Source organism: Vibrio comitans, assembly GCA_024346835.1.
In the GTDB taxonomy this organism is placed as follows: Bacteria; Pseudomonadota; Gammaproteobacteria; order Enterobacterales; family Vibrionaceae; genus Vibrio; species Vibrio comitans.
On record AP024866.1, the window covers coordinates 548,842 to 567,234 of the forward strand.

Sequence of the window (18,393 nt, forward strand, 5' to 3'; positions counted from 1 at the left end):
GGCAAGCTATGCACTCTATCATTGATGCGGCTCTTAACCGTTCCAGAACGGTACTGACCCTTTTGTTTATGCTGATTGTGGCTGGTGTATACACCTATATCACCATCCCTAAAGAATCTAGCCCAGACATTACCATTCCTATTATCTATGTCTCTGTTAGTCATCAGGGTATTTCACCTCTTGATGCTGAGCGCATGCTTGTACGTCCTATAGAGCAAGAGCTTCGCTCTATAGAGGGCGTGAAGAAAATGACCTCTACTGCATCTGAAGGGCATGGTTCTGTGACTCTAGAATTTGTTGCGGGCAGTGATCTCAATAAAGCCATGACGGATGTTCGTGAGGCTGTGGATCTTGCTAAATCAAAGCTTCCGGATGACAGTGACGATCCTACGGTAAACGAAGTCACCCTTGCGAGTGAACAGCCTATTTTGTCGGTAGCACTGTATGGCACCGTGCCAGAGCGGACCATAGTGCAGATTGGTCGCCGTATTCAGGACAAGCTAGAGAGCTTTAAGCAGATCTTGGAAGTGGATATAGCGGGTGATCGCGACGATATTGTTGAGGTGATCGTCGATCCCCTGTTGATGGAGAGTTATGGCCTTGATCAGGGAGATATCTATAACTTGATTGCCGCGAGCAACCGCGTTGTCGCAGCGGGCTTTGTTGATACCGGTTATGGGCGCTTCTCTGTGAAAGTGCCTTCGGTGTTTGCTTCTCTGCAAGATGTACTTGAATTGCCCGTCAAGGTCGATGGAAAGCAAGTGATTACCTTTGGTGATGTTGCCTCGGTAAGACGCTCCTTTAGAGACCCAGAAAGTTTTGCTCGATTGGATGGAGAAAGCGCTGTTGTGCTTGATGTTAAAAAGCGCGCAGGGGAGAACATCATAGAGTCGGTGGATATTGTTAAGGCGGTCATTGCAGAGGCGCAAAAGTTACCAGAGTGGCCAAGTAATCTATTGGTTAAGTACACTTATGATGATTCTGAAGACGTAGATCGCATGTTGACGGATCTTCAAAATAACGTGCTGTCAGCCATTATCCTTGTGGTTATCGTTATTATTGCCATCTTGGGAATGCGCACGGCTTTGTTAGTCGGTATCTCCATTCCAGGCTCTTTCCTAACGGGGCTGTTGGTGCTTTCGGTGTTTGGTTTGACGGTCAATATTGTTGTGTTGTTCTCGCTCATAATGGCAGTGGGAATGCTGGTGGATGGAGCTATCGTAGTCACCGAGTTTGCCGATAGGAAGATGCAAGAAGGAACACCTCGTAAAGAGGCCTATCGTGAGGCAGCCAAAAGAATGGCTTGGCCTATTACAGCCTCAACTGCAACGACCCTAGCCGCATTTGCCCCATTGTTATTCTGGCCTGATACCACAGGCGAGTTCATGAAGTATCTACCGCTCACCTTGATAGCAACTCTAAGTGCTTCACTGGTGATGGCGTTGGTATTTGTGCCTGTATTGGGCAGCTTGATTGGTAAACCTCAGTTTATGAATGCGGCAACACAGACGCGTATGCAGCAGCTTCATGACGGCGACTTTGAAAAAGCCACAGGCATTACCAAACTTTATTACCACACTCTGGCTATCGCGATTAAGCATCCACTGAAAGTATTGCTGAGTGCTGTATTGCTCGCATTTGCGGTGGGCTTTGCTTACAACAAGGCAGGGCTTGGTGCCGAGTTTTTCCCTGAGGTGGATCCACCTTACTTTAACGTTAAAGCTCGTTCTTACGGCGATCTGTCTATTGTCGAGAAAGACAGCATTATGCGGGAGTTAGAAAGGGAGATCATAGGTCATCCTGAGCTTGAGAGTGTTTACACTCGCACCGGCGGTCAAGACGAAATCGGGACCATACAAGTGACGCCTGTAGATTGGCAGGATCGCCGCTCGGTCAAAGAGATCATTGAGGAGCTTCGCGAAAGAACGGATAAATTTGCCGGCGTGGAGATTGAGTATAAATTTCCAGATGCAGGTCCCCCGGTAGAGAACGATTTGGTGATAGAGGTGACTTCTCGAGATCCTAATTTGATTGATTCAGCCGCTAAGAAAATTCGCCTATGGGCTGATGGGAATCCAGCACTGACCAATGTCAGCGATAACTCAAGCAAAGAAGGTATTGATTGGACGATTGATGTAAATCGCGCCGATGCATCTCGATTTGGCGCTGATGCTTCTCTGGTAGGTAATACGGTTCAATTTGTTACCAATGGCTTACGAGTGGGAGATTATCTACCTGATGATACCGATGATGAGGTGGATATATTGGTGCGCTATCCTGAAGACAAGCGTGATATTGGGCGCTTTGATGAACTCAGGGTAAAAACGCATGCTGGATTAGTGCCTATTACTAATTTTGCTAAGGTAAAACCAGAGCCGAAGCAAGACACGATAAATCGTCTAGATGGCAAACGTATCGTCAATGTGGTGGCGGATATGAGTGAAGGTTATAACCTCGCCATTGAGTTGCCGTCGATACAACAAGCATTGCAAGATTTACAGCTAGCCGATGGTGTTGAGTTTAGAATCAAAGGGCAAAATGAAGAGCAGCAAAACTCTTCAGCCTTCCTGCAGTCGGCATTTTTGGCTGCACTGGCTGTTATGGCTCTAATTTTGATCACTCAATTTAATAGCTTTTACCAAGCATTCTTGATCTTGAGTGCCGTATTGTTCTCAACGGTAGGGGTGTTCGCCGGTTTGCTATTGTTCCAGCGCCCGTTTGGCATCGTAATGTCGGGTATTGGCGTGATCGCATTGGCAGGTATAGTCGTCAATAACAATATTGTCTTGATTGATACCTTCAATCAATTACGTCAACGTGGCTTGTCAAAAGAAGAAGCGATACTGCGAACCGGTGTACAGCGTTTGCGACCTGTAATGCTGACTACGGTGACAACTATCCTTGGTTTAATGCCTATGGTCCTGCAAACCAATGTAGACCTCATAAACCAGAAGATTGAGGTTGGAGCACCGAGCACGCAATGGTGGACTCAGCTTGCCACCGCCATTGCCGGTGGCCTAGCCTTCGCTACTGTACTTACATTGGTACTAACACCTTGCCTGCTGATGTTTGGAAGGAATAAGATAAAAACCGATTGAGAGGGAATCACTTTTAGCTGATAGCTTAAAGCTGTCAGCTAAAAGTGTTTAGTTTGTCGAAGCGGTAAGCAAGTGCTGATAACGCTCAAGTTCATCCAAACGTTGGCTTGCTACTTTCATGAACTCTGTCTTTTTGTTCCCAGAGAGGGATTTTGACTCTGGTAGTTTAACCGTACGCGGATTCTTGTGTACGCCATTTACCAAGAATTCGTAGTGAAGGTGAGGGCCAGTGACTCGGCCTGTCCCGCCTAGAGTACCTATGGTTTGTCCTTGCTTAACTCTTTGTCCACCTTTTACTCTACGCTTTTGAAGGTGTAGATACTTGGTGATATAGATATTGCTGTGTTTAATAAATACATAGTTACCGTTGAATTGGTTATATCCGGATTTGAGTACGATGCCATCACCCGCCGCGTAAATTGGGGTGCCAACCGGTGCTGCGTAATCTGTGCCTCTGTGGGCTCTGACTTTGCCGGTTACTGGGTGGCGACGGTTGGGGTTAAAGTTGGAGGTAACGCGACGAAAATCCACAGGAGAGCGCAAGAAAGCTTTCTTCATTGCTCGCCCTTTCTCATCGTAATAATTACCACTCTCTTCATCTAAGATGGCTTTGAAGGTATCACCTTGGTTAGTGAATTGCGCGGCTAGGATTCGTCCTCTACCCACGAACTCGCCTTCAACAATATTCTCTTCAAATAACACCTTAAAGCTATCGTTTGGGCGAATATCCAAAGCAAAGTCGATATCCCAGCCGAAGATCCCTGCAACGCTCATTATCTGATTCGGTGTGAGTTTTGCACCAATCGCTGCGTTCCAAAAGCTTGAGGTTATGTTCGCTTGTGCGTAATTAAGCTGTGTATAGACTTCTTTCTTGTCGGTAACAGCTTTGAATTTATCGCCGCTTTTAACCGCTTTAAAGGTTTCATAAGGGCTAATTTTACGCTGCAACTGAATGAGGTTATTTTGATCGTCATACCCAAAAATCAATTCATCATTAGGGCGCAGGCGAGATAGTTGTTTATTAATCTCGTCATCACTGGTGACTAGGGTATGCAACAGACGAGGTGACAAACCAATTCGGTTAAATAATACAGAAGCACTTTCACCTGAGCGCACTTCGTGAGTATCCCAGCGCATTACTGCCATAGGCAATTTTTGATCTGTGGGAGATAAAGCCTTAGCGTTAATTTCTAGAGGGTAAATACGACCGACTTGATAGTTGTTTTCTTGCTCGTGAAGGCTTCTAGGATCGGGAAGAAGAAATAGGGCGACAACAATAAGCGCACTAAAACAGCAAATTAACGCTCGGTGCAACAGAGGTAAACGTTGAAAAATGGTCAGCATATCCCGATTCGTTAAATAATCAGTGAAAAATTAGTATTTGATTAGTCTAACTGCTTTCAAAACTAATCGCTATTCAAGTACACTGTCGGGATATATTTTTTCCTGATTTTGTGGGAGCACACTAATATGGCAAGTTTCGAAGCTGCCTTAGCTGAGATCAAGCGTGGCGTTGAAGAGCTGATTCCAGAAGAAGAGCTGATCGCCAAGCTGAAAGAAGACCGTCCTCTACGCATTAAACTAGGCGCAGATCCAACGGCACCGGATATCCACCTTGGTCACACAGTAATTCTAAATAAACTGCGTACATTCCAAGACCTTGGACACGATGTAACCTTCTTAATCGGTGACTTCACCGGTATGGTGGGTGATCCAACGGGTAAAAACACAACTCGTCCACCTCTGACTCGTGAAGATGTTCTGCGTAATGCCGAAACCTACAAAGAGCAGGTGTTCAAGATCCTAGATCCAGCGAAAACCAAGATTGCCTTTAACTCTGAGTGGTTAGGTGAACTTGGCGCTGAAGGTATGTTACGTCTTGCTGCTAACCAAACGGTAGCGCGCATGCTAGAGCGTGATGACTTTAAAAAGCGTTATGCTGGTGGCCAGCCAATCGCTATTCATGAGTTCATGTACCCGCTACTGCAAGGTTATGACTCTGTAGCAATGGAAACGGACGTAGAGCTTGGTGGTACGGATCAGAAGTTTAACCTTCTGATGGGACGTGAACTACAGAAAGCTCATGGTCAAAAGCCTCAAGCTGTATTGACTATGCCTCTTCTTGTCGGCCTTGATGGTGAGAAGAAGATGTCAAAGTCGGCGCACAACTACATCGGCGTTAGCGATGCACCAAGCGATATGTTTGGTAAGATCATGTCTATCTCTGATGTCTTGATGTGGAGCTACTACGAATTACTTTCTTTCCGTCCTCTGGAGGAGATTGAGCAGTTCAAAGCAGACGTTGAGAACGGTGCAAACCCACGTGATGTTAAGATTCTACTAGCGAAAGAAATCATCGCTCGCTTCCACTCTGAAGCCGATGCTGAAGCTGCTGAGCAAGAATTCATTAATCGTTTTCAAAAAGGCCAAATCCCAGATGAGATGCCTGAGTTTGAATTCGAAGTTGGCCGTCCTGTGAGTAACCTTCTAAAAGAAGCAGGCTTATGTTCGTCTTCTTCAGAAGCGATGCGTATGGTAAAACAAGGCGCAGCTAAAATTGATGGTGAGAAACTAACTGACAGCAAGTTTGTACCTCAAGCGGGCACGTATGTGTTCCAAGTAGGCAAACGTAAATTTGCTCGTCTTACCTTTAAATAGGCTAAGTTGTAACCTTTGATTAATAGGCGCCTATTTGGCGCCTATTTTATATTTGTTAACTTGTGAACTAAGTCCTGTTTTTGATATATTACGCGCCGCTGGGACATCCCAGTAACCTTTGGAGAACACTATGAACACTACCGACCATCCTCCTAGTATGAAGGGAGAAAAATAACTCGCTGTCGGTGTGCACGTTCTTCGTCTCTACCCCAGTGGTAGAGAACTTTTATCAAACCTTTTCTGATTCTCTCTCGATTTTTCTCCTTACACTCTAGTCATAAATATCATGGAATTGCCTCGCTATTCTGATGCGAAGCGTACGTGTTATTTCGATGGTCGTTACCCCATTTATATCAGCTTTTTTGCTGGTGTCGACACAGCTAATCGGGAGATTCGCCATGACGGTAATGAACACAACTTTAGCTCACGATATATCTAATTTTTCTCGTGAGGAAATCTGCGCAGCAACAAGCGCATTTTTGAAATATGATGAAAAACAGCAGGTTAAACTGCTACAAGTAATGCCTATTGAAGAGGCAGTGGCGATTCTTAATCAGTGCTCAGTGGCTTATGTTCAGCATATTATTGCTGAGTTAGAAGTGGTTGGGGAAGATGTAAGAGCGCGTCATTTTGCCCATCAATTAGGATTTATACGCTCTGAGGCTGAGCCTCATAAAGGATACCTCTCAACGGGTGTGTTAGCCCATGTGCAGCAGCGCATTGGTTGGATCATCGGCTTAGCTTTGATGGGGATCGTTTCGGGTCTTATCATCGCAAGTTATGAGGATACCTTAAGCCAATTGGTGCTTCTTGCTATCTATATGCCGGTTATTGCGGCTGCAGGTGGTAATACTGGTACTCAGTCGGCAACGCTGGTGATCAGGGCCTTGGCAACGGGAGAGCTTAAGAAAAGGCAGTGGCTCTCGGTTCTTTGGAAAGAGAGTCGAGTTGCTCTATGTATTGGCTTTGTCATTGCCATAGTGATCGTTGGACGCATTTTACTGTTTAGTGATGGCGTCTCAACAGGTGGTCACGACCTTAATATCATCGCCTTGGCGATTGCGGTGGCTCTGTTTATTCAGATCTCCATCTCAACCACTTTAGGCGGAGTGCTGCCTATTATAGCGCGAGCATTCAAGCTAGATCCTGCGGTATTGGTTAGCCCAGTATTGGCATCAATCGTAGATATTACCGGAATGTGGATTTACTTTAGCGTAGTGAATTACTTCTTAGGCCTAGCTTAAGTAAAAAACAATAAAAACGGGCTCTGTAATCTTGCATTACAGAGCCCGTTTTTGTTTTACTCTAGTTTACTGAGTAACGAGGGATTTGTAGAAAGCCTTTTCAAACTGAGTAATGGCTGGCTCAACGCCCTTAACCTTAGGCTCTGGATGGTAGTTGCTAACAAATTGCACGAAGGTGTATTTGATATTCCCGTGCTCATCATAGCTATAGCCAACCATGTTGTGACTGCCAAACAATGAGCCACTCTTACCTTTGATGTTGCCTTTGATAGGCGTGTTTCGCATGCTAGGGCGATATTTCAAGGTTCCATCTAAACCGGATGTCGGTAGCAAGGCAATAAGATGTACCTTTTCATCGTTATCCTTGATGTACCGCATTATCTGCATCATGACTTGAGGGGAAACTCGATTATTGCGAGACAGCCCTGAGCCATCTTCTAGAACCGCATTGCCGAGGTCGATTCCCGTTTGTTGAAGCAATATCTCTCTAATGGCAGAAGTGCCACTGTTGAAGCTTCCTTGCGCTCCATAAAAATCAGCACCAAGTTGTTTAGTAATATTGTCGGCATACAGGTTGTTAGACTTGTGCAGCATAAACTCAAGCATCTCATCGAGTGGTTTTGACTGATGCTCTGCAAGTAGTGTTGCGTTGTACTTGGCTTTGCCTAGTTTAATTTTGCCGTTAAGAGTGATGTTATTTTGCTGAAGAATCTCAGTGAGGGTCTTCTTTACAAATAGACTAGGGGATTGCACCGCAAATTTCAGCGGTAAAGGTTTGTCTCGATTGACCAAGCATCCGCTCAATGTGTAGCTATTGTTGGGAGCCGAAGAAAGGTTGAGATCACAGTAGCTACGACTTTTTTCTTCTTGAGTAACGGCTTTCACATTGGTGGTGACTTTAATGGGTTGGTGTTTAGGGACAAATGCTGAGGTTGCACCGTTATCCAATGTCTTTAGAGATGCTTGTACACAGTTACCCTCCAGGCTTAAAGCTGAAGCGGGGGCTGCGTAGCAGACTCCTAACACGTCCCAAGGCCAGCCAACGCCTCGGTCATAGCCTGTGAATATGGACCCATCAAGATACACATCGCCATTGATGGTTTTGCCTTTTAGTTCTTTTAGCAGTGAATCTAAGTCCTGACGGCTCAGGCTCGGATCTCCAGAGAAGCGAACTGCGTAATCCTCGCCTTGTTGAAGAAGCTGGGTAGAGAACTGATGACCTTCCGTCCAATGAAGCTTAGCGGCAAGTGCTGTGACTAATTTTAGGGTACTTGCAGGGGGAAGAAGTTGCTCCGCATTTACTGAGGACTCTACAGTGGCGTCTTTCGCGACGATAACACTGGAAAGCTGCCCAGGAGGAAGAACTTCGTAAGGGGTAGAGATTGAAGCGGCTACTGCTGTTGAAATACAAGTCAGCAAAAGGGTGAGAGTGCGCATAACGTCCCTAATTAGGCAAAAGCAATTAAAGGACAGTATAAACAAAAACACCCGCCAAAAGGCAGGTGTTTTATTAGGATTTTAGGCTGTTATACCATTATAGGTAGTAACGAACACCAACAGAGTACTTGTTGTCTTCGATGTTGTTTTTGTCGTTACCAAGGTCGATTTGGTAGCCAGCAAAACCAACAAAGCTGTTAGTGAAGTTGTATTCAGCTTGTAGAGCCATTTCGCTACGTACTGTTTCGCTAGCAGCATCATCTTCAACACCTTCATAGTTGATAGATAGGTTTAGGCTGTTAGAAAGAGCGTAGGCTGCAAGAAATTCGTAAGCAGAGGTTTCAGCTAGAGCTTCAGTGCCGTAAGAGTTCATGTACTCGTTCATTGCGTAAACAGCAGCTACGTATAGACCGTCGCCGTAAGAACCGTATTTTGCAGAGAAAGCGTGAGAGTTAGCATCAACTGAGCCGCCAGCGATAGTCGCGAAGTTTACGTTACCGGTGTTGTAAACATAACCAACAGTGAATGCAGCAACATCAGCGCTTAGAGCGATTTGGGCACGGTTGCCGTAGTTACCTGCATCAGCTTCTGCGCCGCCTTCAAGGTTGTCACCCTGCCAGCCTGCACCGATGTTTAGGCCAACAGAACCTAAGTCAAAACCGTTGCGGTAAGATACCATTTTGTCTGCACGACCAGTACCTAGTTTACCGTGGTTGTCGTATAGGAAGTCGTTCGCAAATGCGATTGGCATATCAGCTACACCAGCGATATCGTAGTATGGAGACCACTGTGTACCCGCTACAGCGCGACCGAAGTCTTCGTGAGTTACACCGATGTAACCAAGACGAGTAGTGAACGTGTTGTCACCGCCTTCTAGCATGTTCATTGCCCACTCACCACGAGCATCAGCAGTGAAGCCGTGACCTAGATCTTGAGTTGCAGTGAAGTTAATACGTGGAGAAACTGCTTCTACTGATGCATCGTTCTCTTCAGAACCTTGGATAGCCGCAGTTACGTGACCACCGATAGAGAAAGTAGAGCCGTCGTTGTTGTATAGTTCAACAGCAGATGCCTGAGTACCAAATGCAGCAGCTGCTACTGCAAGAGCAATAATCTTTTTGTTCATTTCCAAGTCCTAGAATGTTTTTGTCCGATAAAAGCGGGTTTACATAAAACCCAAACTCCCTTGAATCTAATCTTGGTTAAGCATCACACTAAGTTATTGTAATCTGCGATGTTTTTGCCTTAACAAGATTTGTTCTCGATTAGGATTCTGACTTAGATGAAGAGCTGAATGATAGTAAAATGATGTAAATGAGGGGAACTTTTTGTGTCAAATTGCTGTCACTAAGTTGCAGTGCTATTAAAAACAGTAACTTACCGTGCGTGTGCAATTGGTATGACATCTTGAGTATTTATGAAATTTTAGATTTATGTTATTGATTTAGTTTGTTTTTTGTACGTCATGTTGTGATTTGCATCACGCTTTATCGAGGTACATCTGCTTCGAATTTAGATGAAAAAAAGCAGATTTTTCGGTACAATTGCCCTATCACTATCAGTTAGTTACCTATTGAGCCTTCGCTTGATAGGTTTTTTGTTGCCCTATATTTACTGGGCAAATGAGGTTAAATATGGAAAAAGTACCAATGACTGTTCGTGGCGAACAGCAACTAAAAACAGAATTAGAAAGATTGCTTAAACTGCGTCCACTGATCTCTACCGCTATTGCTGAAGCTCGTGAACTAGGCGACCTTAAAGAGAATGCTGAATATCATGCGGCTCGTGAGGAGCAAGGTATCTGTGAAGCTCAGATTCGCGATATCGAATACAAGCTATCTGTCGCTCAAGTTATTGACGTCACTAAAATGGATAACACGGGTAAGGTTATCTTTGGTACAACAGTGACTCTGATTGATGTCGATACAGAAGAAGAGTTCAAGTATCAGATCGTAGGTGAAGATGAAGCGGAAATTAAGTTAGGCCGTATTTCTGTTAGCTCACCTATCGCACGTGGCCTTATTGGTAAAATGGAAGGCGACGAAGTGACGATCACCACTCCAGGTGGCGTAAAAGATTACGAAATCGATCAGGTAGAATACATCTAATCGACGATTGGATCGTGATATCAAAAAGGCTGCATCAGCAGCCTTTTTTAGTGAGAACGATTAATCGACGATGACCTATTTACGAGGTATTTCGATTTTGCGTTGCTCTGATTGGCGGTACATAACCAGTGTTTTACCAATAGTTTGTACTTTCTCTGCGCCAGTTTCACGAATGATAGCATCAATGATAAGGACTTTAGTTTCGCGATCTTCCGATGCAACCTTAACTTTGATCAACTCGTGATGGTCCAGTGCAATTTCAATCTCCGCTAGAACAGCCTCAGTAAGTCCATTTGCGCCCATCAACACAACCGGTTTTAGGTCGTGTGCTAAGCCTTTAAGATGCTGCTTTTGTTTGGTGCTTAAGTTCATATCGCGGCCAATTTCTTTTATGTAAGGGTTGAAAAATCCTATTTTAACGTCATATAGGTCTCAAGACTATACTTTATCCATGAAACGGGAATATTAGGCGATTTGCCTACTCAAAACACATTGGAAATTGAATGAGTAAACAAAAGCATTCGGCCAGTTCGGGTCGATGGTTGAAAGAACATTTTGATGATAAATACGCTAACGAAGCCAGAAAAAAAGGCTACCGTTCACGTGCTTATTTCAAAATGGAAGAAATACACACCAAAGATAAGCTCTTTTCTGCTGGAATGACCGTAGTAGATTTAGGGGCGGCTCCTGGTGGTTGGTCGCAATACGCGGCAAAAATAGTTGGTGATAATGGACAAATAATTGCATGTGATTTGTTGCCAATGGACCCTATTGCTGGTGTAAGCTTTCTACAAGGTGATTTCCGTGAAGAGAGCGTGCTAGAAGCGCTATTGGATCGCATTCAACCGAGCATGGTGGATGTCGTAATGTCTGACATGGCTCCCAATATTGCAGGTAATAACTCGGTAGATCAGCCAAGGGCTATGTATTTGGTCGAATTAGCCCTTGATATGTGTCGACAAGTTCTAGCTACAAATGGTAGCTTTGTTGTTAAGGTATTTCAGGGCGAAGGTTTTGATCAATTCGTCAAAGATGTACGTGAAATGTTTAAGACTGTTAAAGTTCGAAAACCCGATTCTTCCCGAGCTCGTTCTCGTGAAGTCTTCATTGTAGCAACAGGTTACAAAGGCTAACCGCTCAACAAGCTTGAGAAAGCTTTACATTCTGGCTACAGCATCCAAACTGTAGTAATCTACTTTTAATTACAATTAGTTATCGAGAGGCTTACACCTTGAGTGACATGGCAAAAAATCTAATTCTGTGGCTAGTGATAGCTGTAGTGCTAATGTCCGTTTTCCAGAGCTTTGGCCCAGGAGACAGTAACGGAAAATCAGTGGATTACACCACTTTTATACAGGAAGTTGGCCAAGGCCAGATTCGCGAAGCTAAGATCAACGATAAAGAAATCGTTTTTTATCGCAGCGATAACTCACGTAATGTGACTTATATGCCTGTGTACGACACTAAGCTTCTTGATGACTTGATCAATCAAAACGTGAAGGTGACAGGTACCCCACCAGAAGAGCAAAGCCTTCTTGGTACTATCTTCATCTCATGGTTCCCAATGATTCTACTGATTGGTGTGTGGATTTTCTTCATGCGTCAAATGCAAGGCGGTGGTGGCAAAGGCGCCATGTCTTTCGGTAAATCAAAAGCTCGTATGATGAGCGAAGAACAAATCAAAACACTATTCTCTGACGTTGCTGGTTGTGATGAAGCAAAAGAAGACGTTAAAGAGCTAGTGGATTACTTGCGTGACCCAAGCCGATTCCAGAAATTGGGTGGTAAGATCCCAACAGGTGTCTTGCTAGTCGGTCCTCCAGGTACGGGTAAAACCCTACTTGCGAAGGCGATTGCTGGTGAAGCTAAAGTACCGTTCTTTACTATCTCAGGTTCTGACTTTGTAGAAATGTTCGTAGGTGTGGGTGCATCTCGTGTGCGCGACATGTTCGAGCAAGCGAAGAAAGCAGCGCCTTGTATCATCTTCATCGATGAAATCGATGCTGTAGGTCGTCAGCGTGGCGCAGGTGTTGGTGGTGGTCACGATGAGCGTGAGCAAACATTGAACCAGATGCTGGTTGAGATGGATGGTTTTGAGGGTAACGAAGGTATTATTGTTATCGCTGCAACTAACCGTCCAGACGTATTGGACCCTGCACTACTTCGTCCTGGTCGTTTTGACCGTCAGGTAGTCGTTGGTCTTCCAGATGTACGTGGCCGTGAGCAGATTCTGAAAGTACACATGCGCAAGGTACCTCTTTCTAGCGATGTAGAGCCTTCTTTGATTGCTCGTGGTACTCCAGGTTTCTCCGGTGCTGACCTTGCGAACCTTGTTAACGAAGCGGCTCTATTCGCAGCTCGTGGTAATAAGCGCAACGTGTCTATGGTTGAGTTTGAGCAGGCGAAAGACAAGATCATGATGGGTGCAGAGCGCCGCTCTATGGTAATGACGGATGACATTAAAGAGTCAACGGCATACCACGAAGCAGGCCACGCAATCATTGGTCGCTTGGTTCCTGAGCACGATCCTGTGTATAAGGTATCTATTATCCCACGTGGCCGTGCGCTAGGTGTGACTATGTACCTTCCAGAACAAGATCGCGTAAGTATGAACCGTCGTCACCTTGAGTCGATGATCTCAAGCCTTTACGGTGGTCGTCTAGCTGAAGAACTTATCTACGGTAAAGAGCGCGTATCTACTGGTGCATCAAACGATATCGAACGTGCGACTGATATCGCTCGTAAGATGGTGACTCAGTGGGGCTTCTCTGAGAAGCTTGGTCCTCTTCTTTATGCTGAAGAAGAAGGCGAAGTATTCCTAGGCCGTAGCGTAACTCAGACTAAACACATGTCTGATGATACTGCTAAGTTGATTGATGATGAGATTCGTCAAATCATCGACCGTAACTACGCTCGAGCTCGTCAGATTCTTGAAGAGAACATGGATATCATGCACTCGATGAAAGATGCTCTGATGAAGTACGAAACCATTGATGCGGGTCAGATTGATGACCTAATGGAACGTCGTAGCGATATTCGCGAGCCAGCCGGTTGGGGAGACCAGCCAAGCAAACCTGTCGAAGAGCCTAAGGCTGAAGCGCAAGCTGAGCCAGAAAAGGCAGAAGAAACAAAGACAGAGTCTGCTGAAAAAGACTCAGAATAATAGCTAAATAAGCAAACCCCGAGAGCTCTCGGGGTTTTTCTGTTTCTACCCTTCTCAAACTTTCGCTTTAACCTTTTTGAAACTCGTTAATGTTATGATCTTAAACAGTGGAAAAAAACAGCTCGACCTATTTGAGCCGCAGATCATGGGCATACTCAATGTCACCCCTGATTCATTCTCTGATGGTGGCCAATACAATCGAATTGAAGATGCATTAGCTCAATCGCGCAAAATGATTGCAGCCGGAGCTACCATTATTGATATCGGTGGTGAGTCTACAAGGCCGGGTGCCCCCGAAGTAGAATTGCAGCAAGAGCTAGAGCGCGTTATTCCTGTAATTGAAGCGCTTCGCGCTGAGTCTGATGTATGGATATCCATTGATACCAGCAAAGCTGAGGTGATGCGTCAAGCAACACAGGCTGGAGCTGACTTAATCAATGACGTTCGAGCATTGCAAGAGCCTGGTGCATTGCAAGTCGCTGCGGACTCTGGTGTGCCTATCTGCCTTATGCACATGCAAGGGCAGCCAAGAACGATGCAAGCTAATCCTCATTATGATGATCTCATCTCAGAGGTGGAGCAGTTCTTGGCAGAACGAATCAAGGCGTGCGAGGCTGTGGGAATAAGCAAGGATAAGTTGATACTGGATCCCGGCTTTGGATTTGGTAAAACCCTTGAACATAACTACCATCTATTGCAACACTTGGAACAATTTCATCGCTTTGAATTGCCGCTACTAGCCGGCATGTCTCGAAAATCGATGGTGTTCAAGTTGCTAGATAAAGCACCCGCGGACTGCGTTTCCGCTAGTGTTGCCTGTGCGGTTGTGGCTGCTCAAAAAGGCGCACAAATAATCCGAGTTCACGACGTGGCAGAAACGGTAGATGCCGTGCGCGTGGTGAGTTTTATGGAATCATTAAAATAATAACTAGGAATTACAAATGTCTAAACGACGTTATTTTGGTACCGACGGTATCCGAGGAAAAGTAGGCCAATATCCAATCACTCCTGACTTTGTACTAAAGCTAGGCTGGGCTGCGGGCCGTGTTTTGGCTAAACAAGGCACCAAGAAAGTCATTATTGGTAAAGATACTCGTATCTCTGGGTACATGCTTGAGTCTGCGCTAGAAGCAGGTCTTGCTGCTGCTGGTCTAAAGGCGACCTTTACTGGTCCAATGCCAACGCCTGCAGTTGCTTATTTAACGCAAACATTCCGCGCAGAAGCGGGTATTGTTATCTCAGCATCTCATAACCCTTATTACGATAACGGCATCAAATTCTTCTCATCTGAAGGCACAAAACTACCAGATGACATTGAGCTTGCTATTGAAGCTGAGCTAGACAAAGACATTGAATGTGTTGAATCAGCACTGCTGGGTAAAGCTTCTCGCATGAACGATGCTGCCGGTCGTTATATTGAATTTTGTAAAAGCACCTTCCCAAGTAATGCAAATCTAAGCTCACTGAAGATTGTGGTGGATTGTGCTCATGGTGCAACCTATCACATCGCTCCAAATGTATTCAAGGAGCTAGGCGCCGAATTAGTGCTTATGGGTTGTGAACCAGACGGTCTAAACATTAATGCTGAAGTGGGTGCAACGGATGTTCGCGCACTGCAAGCTAAGGTCGTTGAAGAGAAAGCTGACCTAGGTCTTGGCTTTGATGGTGATGGTGATCGCATCATCATGGTTGACCATAAAGGCAACAAAGTTGATGGCGACCAAATCGCTTACATCATTGCGCGTGACGCACTGCGCCGTGGCGAGTTAAAAGGTGGTGTTGTCGGCACATTGATGACCAACCTAGGTATGGAAAATGGCCTTAAGCAATTGGGTATTCCATTCTCACGTGCTGCAGTAGGCGATCGCTATGTGATGGAGCAGCTGAAAGAAAAAGGCTGGAGCATTGGCGCTGAAAACTCAGGTCACGTTATCTTGCTAGATAAAGTAACTACCGGTGATGCGATTGTCGCAGCTTTGCAAGTTCTATCATCGATTGTTGACAGCGGCATGAGCCTGTTTGACCTTTCTCAAGGAATGACTTTATACCCGCAAGAGTTGATTAACGTTCGCTTCTCAGGTGAAACTGATCCAATGCAACTGGATGTTGTTCAAGAATCTGTTGTTCAGGCAGAACAAGAATTGGGTGATAAAGGACGTGTCCTTCTGCGCAAGTCAGGCACAGAGCCTTTGATTCGTGTAATGGTAGAAGGTGAAGATGGGGAGCTAGTGCTTAAACTTGCTAACCGCATCGCAGATACTGTTCGTGAACACTGCTAAGCGATAATTGTTCAAACAGTTAAACGCTAGATACAAAAACGGCCATCAAATGATGGCCGTTTTTTTTATACTATTTTTTCCAAAGGGCTGAGATTACTTCAGCATACCTTCGTTTGCATTCTCACGTACGTGGCGAAGAATGTTCTTAACACCGCGAGCGCTTGAACCTACAAGGTTACCAGACTTGATGTAGTCAGTGCCGCCAGCAAAGTCAGTTAGGATTGCGCCAGCTTCGCGTGCGATAAGCTCACCTGCAGCGATATCCCAAGGCTTAAGACCTAGCTCGAAGTAACCGTCAACACGGTTAGCAGCAAGGTAACATAGATCAAGAGCAGGAGAACCCGTGCTACGGAAGTCAGCAACGTCTACAAATAGAGAGCTCATGATTTTGAAGTAAGATTCAGAGTGTTGCTTTTGCTTAGTTGGGAAACTAGTCGCAAGAACAGTACCTTGAAGGTCTTTTAGCTGCTTAACACGGATGCGAGCGTTGTTTAGCTGTGCGCCAGAACCACGTTGTGCAGTGAAAAGCTCGTTAAGCATCGGGTCATAAACACAAGCAACTTCTGTTTTGCCGTTGATACGAACAGCGATAGATACAGAGAAGTGTGGGATACCTTTAACGAAGTTATTGGTGCCATCCAGTGGGTCTATGATCCATTGAACTGCGTCATCTTTACCTACTGTTAAACCAGACTCTTCAGCAACGATGCTGTGGTCAGGGTAAGAAGATTTGATTGTATCGATAATCACATGTTCTGCGTCTTTGTTGATATTAGTAACAAAGTCATTGTCGCCTTTCAGCGAGATTTCAATCTTGTCAGCAGTTTCTAGAGATTTAGCAATATGATTGCCTGCTTTTCGCGCAGCGCGAATAGCGATATTTAGCATAGGATGCATAATTATACCCAACGGATGTTAAAGAACGGAAAGCGGGGCGGAGTATAAGCAAGATTGTGGCAAAAGGGAAGTGGTTATTTTTTGCGCTAGTGTTTTTTTTATTCCGCTATAGGGATGTGTTAGTATGCGTCGGTTGTGAAATATAGAGGTAGGCTTGATGTTACAGAACGTCAAAGTGGTATTGGTGGGAACGTCTCACCCAGGGAATATTGGTTCAGCTGCACGAGCAATGAAGGTGATGGGGCTGACGCAGTTAGTCTTGGTTGATCCCCAATGTGAAGTCGACGAACAAACCATGGCATTGGCAGCAGGTGCTGACGATGTGGTGAATAATGCACAGACATTTTCGACCATGGAAGAAGCGGTGGCCGATTGTGCCCTTGTTGTTGGATCGAGCGCACGCTCGCGCACCCTAAATTGGCCAATGCTAGAGCCACGCGAATGTGGTGTTAAGTTTGTCCAAGAAGGTAGCCATACCCCGGTAGCACTTGTATTTGGTCGTGAACGTACCGGCCTCACCAATGATGAACTGCAACTTTGTCAGTATCACGTTGCTATACCGGCTAACCCTGAATACAGCTCACTGAATCTAGCGATGGCGGTACAAACCCTTTGCTACGAGGTGAGAATGGCATTTCTTGAAAGCGATCAGGCTCAGTACCCAGAAAGCGAACCCGTCGTCTATTCTCGTCATAACGAATTAGAAATGTTTTATCAACACCTTGAAAACGTGCTTCTTGATACCCAGTTTATTGAGAAGGACAAGCCAAATCAGGTGATGAACAAACTGAGAAGACTATTCAGTCGCGCTCGCCCTGAAGCTCAAGAGATCAACATCTTACGCGGTATCCTTACGGCGATACAAAAGAAAGATTCGCACAAATAATAGCCATATTTCGTATAAGGTTAAATACTTGAGTAAATTGGTCAAATAAATACTTGACCGTTTTTGTCGGGTATGGGAGACTTTCCGCAACGAAGTAATTGGAAAGAGTGTGATATGAAGCTTACATCGAAAGGAAGATATGCCGTAACAGCCATGCTTGATGTAGCATTGCATTCTCAGTCAGGCCCAGTACCGCTGGCTGACATATCGGAACGTCAGGGTATATCTCTTTCTTATCTAGAGCAATTATTTTCAAAGCTACGCAAAGCGGGTTTAGTTGCTAGTGTTCGTGGTCCGGGTGGTGGTTATAACCTAGGAAAAGACGCGCAACTTATTGCTATTGGTACCATTATTTCAGCGGTCGATGAATCAGTCGAAGCAACGCGTTGTAATGGAAAGGCCAATTGTCAGGGGGGCGCTCGTTGCCTTACCCATACGCTTTGGCGAGATTTGAGTTCTCGAATTAGTGATTTTTTAAACAACATCACCTTAGGTGAGTTGATGTTGGACAATGAAGTTTTAGAGATTTCAGGACGCCAAGATATGGAGTTAGCCTCTAATCATGGTTTTAGCTCTAAATCGATAGCCGAAGCAATCGGCGTCAATGTCCGCTCATAGAGCAA

Annotated in this window: 15 protein-coding genes; 10 read left to right on the forward strand and 5 right to left on the reverse strand. The window is 45.1% G+C overall.

The window, feature by feature from the left end; translation table 11 throughout:
• The first annotated feature begins 8 nt into the window (after positions 1–8).
• Positions 9–3,098 (forward strand): efflux RND transporter permease subunit, encoded by a 3,090-nt coding sequence (locus tag OCU46_RS02625; protein WP_141269705.1) that lies wholly within the window; start codon positions 9–11, stop codon positions 3,096–3,098.
• A gap of 48 nt (positions 3,099–3,146) precedes the next feature.
• Here the strand turns inward: OCU46_RS02625 and OCU46_RS02630 are convergent, their stop codons facing one another.
• Positions 3,147–4,442 (reverse strand): peptidoglycan DD-metalloendopeptidase family protein, encoded by a 1,296-nt coding sequence (locus OCU46_RS02630; RefSeq protein ID WP_141269703.1) that lies wholly within the window; start codon positions 4,440–4,442, stop codon positions 3,147–3,149.
• A gap of 126 nt (positions 4,443–4,568) precedes the next feature.
• Here OCU46_RS02630 and tyrS point away from each other — a divergent pair, with 126 nt between their 5' ends.
• Both tyrS and OCU46_RS02640 read left to right on the forward strand, forming a co-directional pair.
• Positions 4,569–5,756: a tyrosine--tRNA ligase gene (gene tyrS / locus OCU46_RS02635; RefSeq protein WP_141269701.1), complete on the forward strand. Its 1,188-nt coding sequence runs from the start codon at positions 4,569–4,571 to the stop codon at positions 5,754–5,756.
• Between the two features lie 398 nt (positions 5,757–6,154).
• The gene (locus OCU46_RS02640) at positions 6,155–7,000 is read left to right on the forward strand and encodes a magnesium transporter (RefSeq protein WP_141269699.1); all 846 of its coding nucleotides are present in this window, start codon (positions 6,155–6,157) and stop codon (positions 6,998–7,000) included.
• Between the two features lie 66 nt (positions 7,001–7,066).
• Here the strand turns inward: OCU46_RS02640 and dacB are convergent, their stop codons facing one another.
• Positions 7,067–8,437 (reverse strand): serine-type D-Ala-D-Ala carboxypeptidase, encoded by a 1,371-nt coding sequence (gene dacB, locus OCU46_RS02645; protein WP_141269697.1) that lies wholly within the window; start codon positions 8,435–8,437, stop codon positions 7,067–7,069.
• Between the two features lie 97 nt (positions 8,438–8,534).
• Positions 8,535–9,563: a porin gene (locus tag OCU46_RS02650; RefSeq protein ID WP_141269695.1), complete on the reverse strand. Its 1,029-nt coding sequence runs from the start codon at positions 9,561–9,563 to the stop codon at positions 8,535–8,537.
• Positions 9,564–10,071: 508 nt separating this feature from the next.
• Between OCU46_RS02650 and greA the strand changes: the two genes are divergently transcribed.
• The gene (gene greA / locus OCU46_RS02655) at positions 10,072–10,545 is read left to right on the forward strand and encodes a transcription elongation factor GreA (RefSeq protein ID WP_141269693.1); all 474 of its coding nucleotides are present in this window, start codon (positions 10,072–10,074) and stop codon (positions 10,543–10,545) included.
• Between the two features lie 75 nt (positions 10,546–10,620).
• Here greA and yhbY read toward each other — a convergent pair whose 3' ends face one another.
• A complete protein-coding gene (gene yhbY / locus OCU46_RS02660; RefSeq protein ID WP_141269691.1) occupies positions 10,621–10,917 on the reverse strand; it encodes a ribosome assembly RNA-binding protein YhbY in 297 nt (98 codons plus the stop codon).
• A 131-nt stretch (positions 10,918–11,048) separates the two neighbouring features.
• Here yhbY and rlmE point away from each other — a divergent pair, with 131 nt between their 5' ends.
• The 4 genes from rlmE (at position 11,049) to glmM (ending at position 15,987) form a co-directional block, all read left to right on the forward strand.
• Positions 11,049–11,678 (forward strand): 23S rRNA (uridine(2552)-2'-O)-methyltransferase RlmE, encoded by a 630-nt coding sequence (gene rlmE, locus OCU46_RS02665; protein ID WP_017028359.1) that lies wholly within the window; start codon positions 11,049–11,051, stop codon positions 11,676–11,678.
• Positions 11,679–11,785: 107 nt separating this feature from the next.
• Positions 11,786–13,708, forward strand: a complete 1,923-nt coding sequence (ftsH, locus tag OCU46_RS02670) for an ATP-dependent zinc metalloprotease FtsH (protein WP_141269689.1) — start codon at positions 11,786–11,788, stop codon at positions 13,706–13,708.
• Positions 13,709–13,802: 94 nt separating this feature from the next.
• Positions 13,803–14,633: a dihydropteroate synthase gene (gene folP, locus OCU46_RS02675; protein ID WP_141269687.1), complete on the forward strand. Its 831-nt coding sequence runs from the start codon at positions 13,803–13,805 to the stop codon at positions 14,631–14,633.
• Positions 14,634–14,649: 16 nt separating this feature from the next.
• Positions 14,650–15,987, forward strand: a complete 1,338-nt coding sequence (glmM, locus tag OCU46_RS02680; protein WP_141269685.1) for a phosphoglucosamine mutase — start codon at positions 14,650–14,652, stop codon at positions 15,985–15,987.
• Positions 15,988–16,080: 93 nt separating this feature from the next.
• On the opposite strand, the gene suhB is transcribed toward glmM, so the two are convergent.
• On the reverse strand, positions 16,081–16,884 hold the full coding sequence (suhB, locus tag OCU46_RS02685) for an inositol-1-monophosphatase (protein ID WP_141269683.1): 804 nt from the start codon (positions 16,882–16,884) through the stop codon (positions 16,081–16,083).
• Between the two features lie 157 nt (positions 16,885–17,041).
• Between suhB and trmJ the strand changes: the two genes are divergently transcribed.
• Both trmJ and iscR read left to right on the forward strand, forming a co-directional pair.
• Positions 17,042–17,770, forward strand: a complete 729-nt coding sequence (trmJ, locus tag OCU46_RS02690; RefSeq protein ID WP_141269681.1) for a tRNA (cytosine(32)/uridine(32)-2'-O)-methyltransferase TrmJ — start codon at positions 17,042–17,044, stop codon at positions 17,768–17,770.
• A gap of 114 nt (positions 17,771–17,884) precedes the next feature.
• Positions 17,885–18,388 (forward strand): Fe-S cluster assembly transcriptional regulator IscR, encoded by a 504-nt coding sequence (gene iscR / locus OCU46_RS02695; RefSeq protein ID WP_141269679.1) that lies wholly within the window; start codon positions 17,885–17,887, stop codon positions 18,386–18,388.
• Positions 18,389–18,393: the final 5 nt, after the last annotated feature.

Bases quoted from the DNA above. Each gene is read 5' to 3' on its own strand.
- OCU46_RS02625 (WP_141269705.1), top strand. From the start codon at position 9: ATGCACTCTATCATTGATGCGGCTCTTAACCGTTCCAGAACGGTACTG.
- OCU46_RS02630 (WP_141269703.1), bottom strand. From the start codon at position 4,442: ATGCTGACCATTTTTCAACGTTTACCTCTGTTGCACCGAGCGTTAATT.
- tyrS (WP_141269701.1), top strand. From the start codon at position 4,569: ATGGCAAGTTTCGAAGCTGCCTTAGCTGAGATCAAGCGTGGCGTTGAA.
- OCU46_RS02640 (WP_141269699.1), top strand. From the start codon at position 6,155: ATGACGGTAATGAACACAACTTTAGCTCACGATATATCTAATTTTTCT.
- dacB (WP_141269697.1), bottom strand. From the start codon at position 8,437: ATGCGCACTCTCACCCTTTTGCTGACTTGTATTTCAACAGCAGTAGCC.
- OCU46_RS02650 (WP_141269695.1), bottom strand. From the start codon at position 9,563: ATGAACAAAAAGATTATTGCTCTTGCAGTAGCAGCTGCTGCATTTGGT.
- greA (WP_141269693.1), top strand. From the start codon at position 10,072: ATGGAAAAAGTACCAATGACTGTTCGTGGCGAACAGCAACTAAAAACA.
- yhbY (WP_141269691.1), bottom strand. From the start codon at position 10,917: ATGAACTTAAGCACCAAACAAAAGCAGCATCTTAAAGGCTTAGCACAC.
- rlmE (WP_017028359.1), top strand. From the start codon at position 11,049: ATGAGTAAACAAAAGCATTCGGCCAGTTCGGGTCGATGGTTGAAAGAA.
- ftsH (WP_141269689.1), top strand. From the start codon at position 11,786: ATGGCAAAAAATCTAATTCTGTGGCTAGTGATAGCTGTAGTGCTAATG.
- folP (WP_141269687.1), top strand. From the start codon at position 13,803: ATGATCTTAAACAGTGGAAAAAAACAGCTCGACCTATTTGAGCCGCAG.
- glmM (WP_141269685.1), top strand. From the start codon at position 14,650: ATGTCTAAACGACGTTATTTTGGTACCGACGGTATCCGAGGAAAAGTA.
- suhB (WP_141269683.1), bottom strand. From the start codon at position 16,884: ATGCATCCTATGCTAAATATCGCTATTCGCGCTGCGCGAAAAGCAGGC.
- trmJ (WP_141269681.1), top strand. From the start codon at position 17,042: ATGTTACAGAACGTCAAAGTGGTATTGGTGGGAACGTCTCACCCAGGG.
- iscR (WP_141269679.1), top strand. From the start codon at position 17,885: ATGAAGCTTACATCGAAAGGAAGATATGCCGTAACAGCCATGCTTGAT.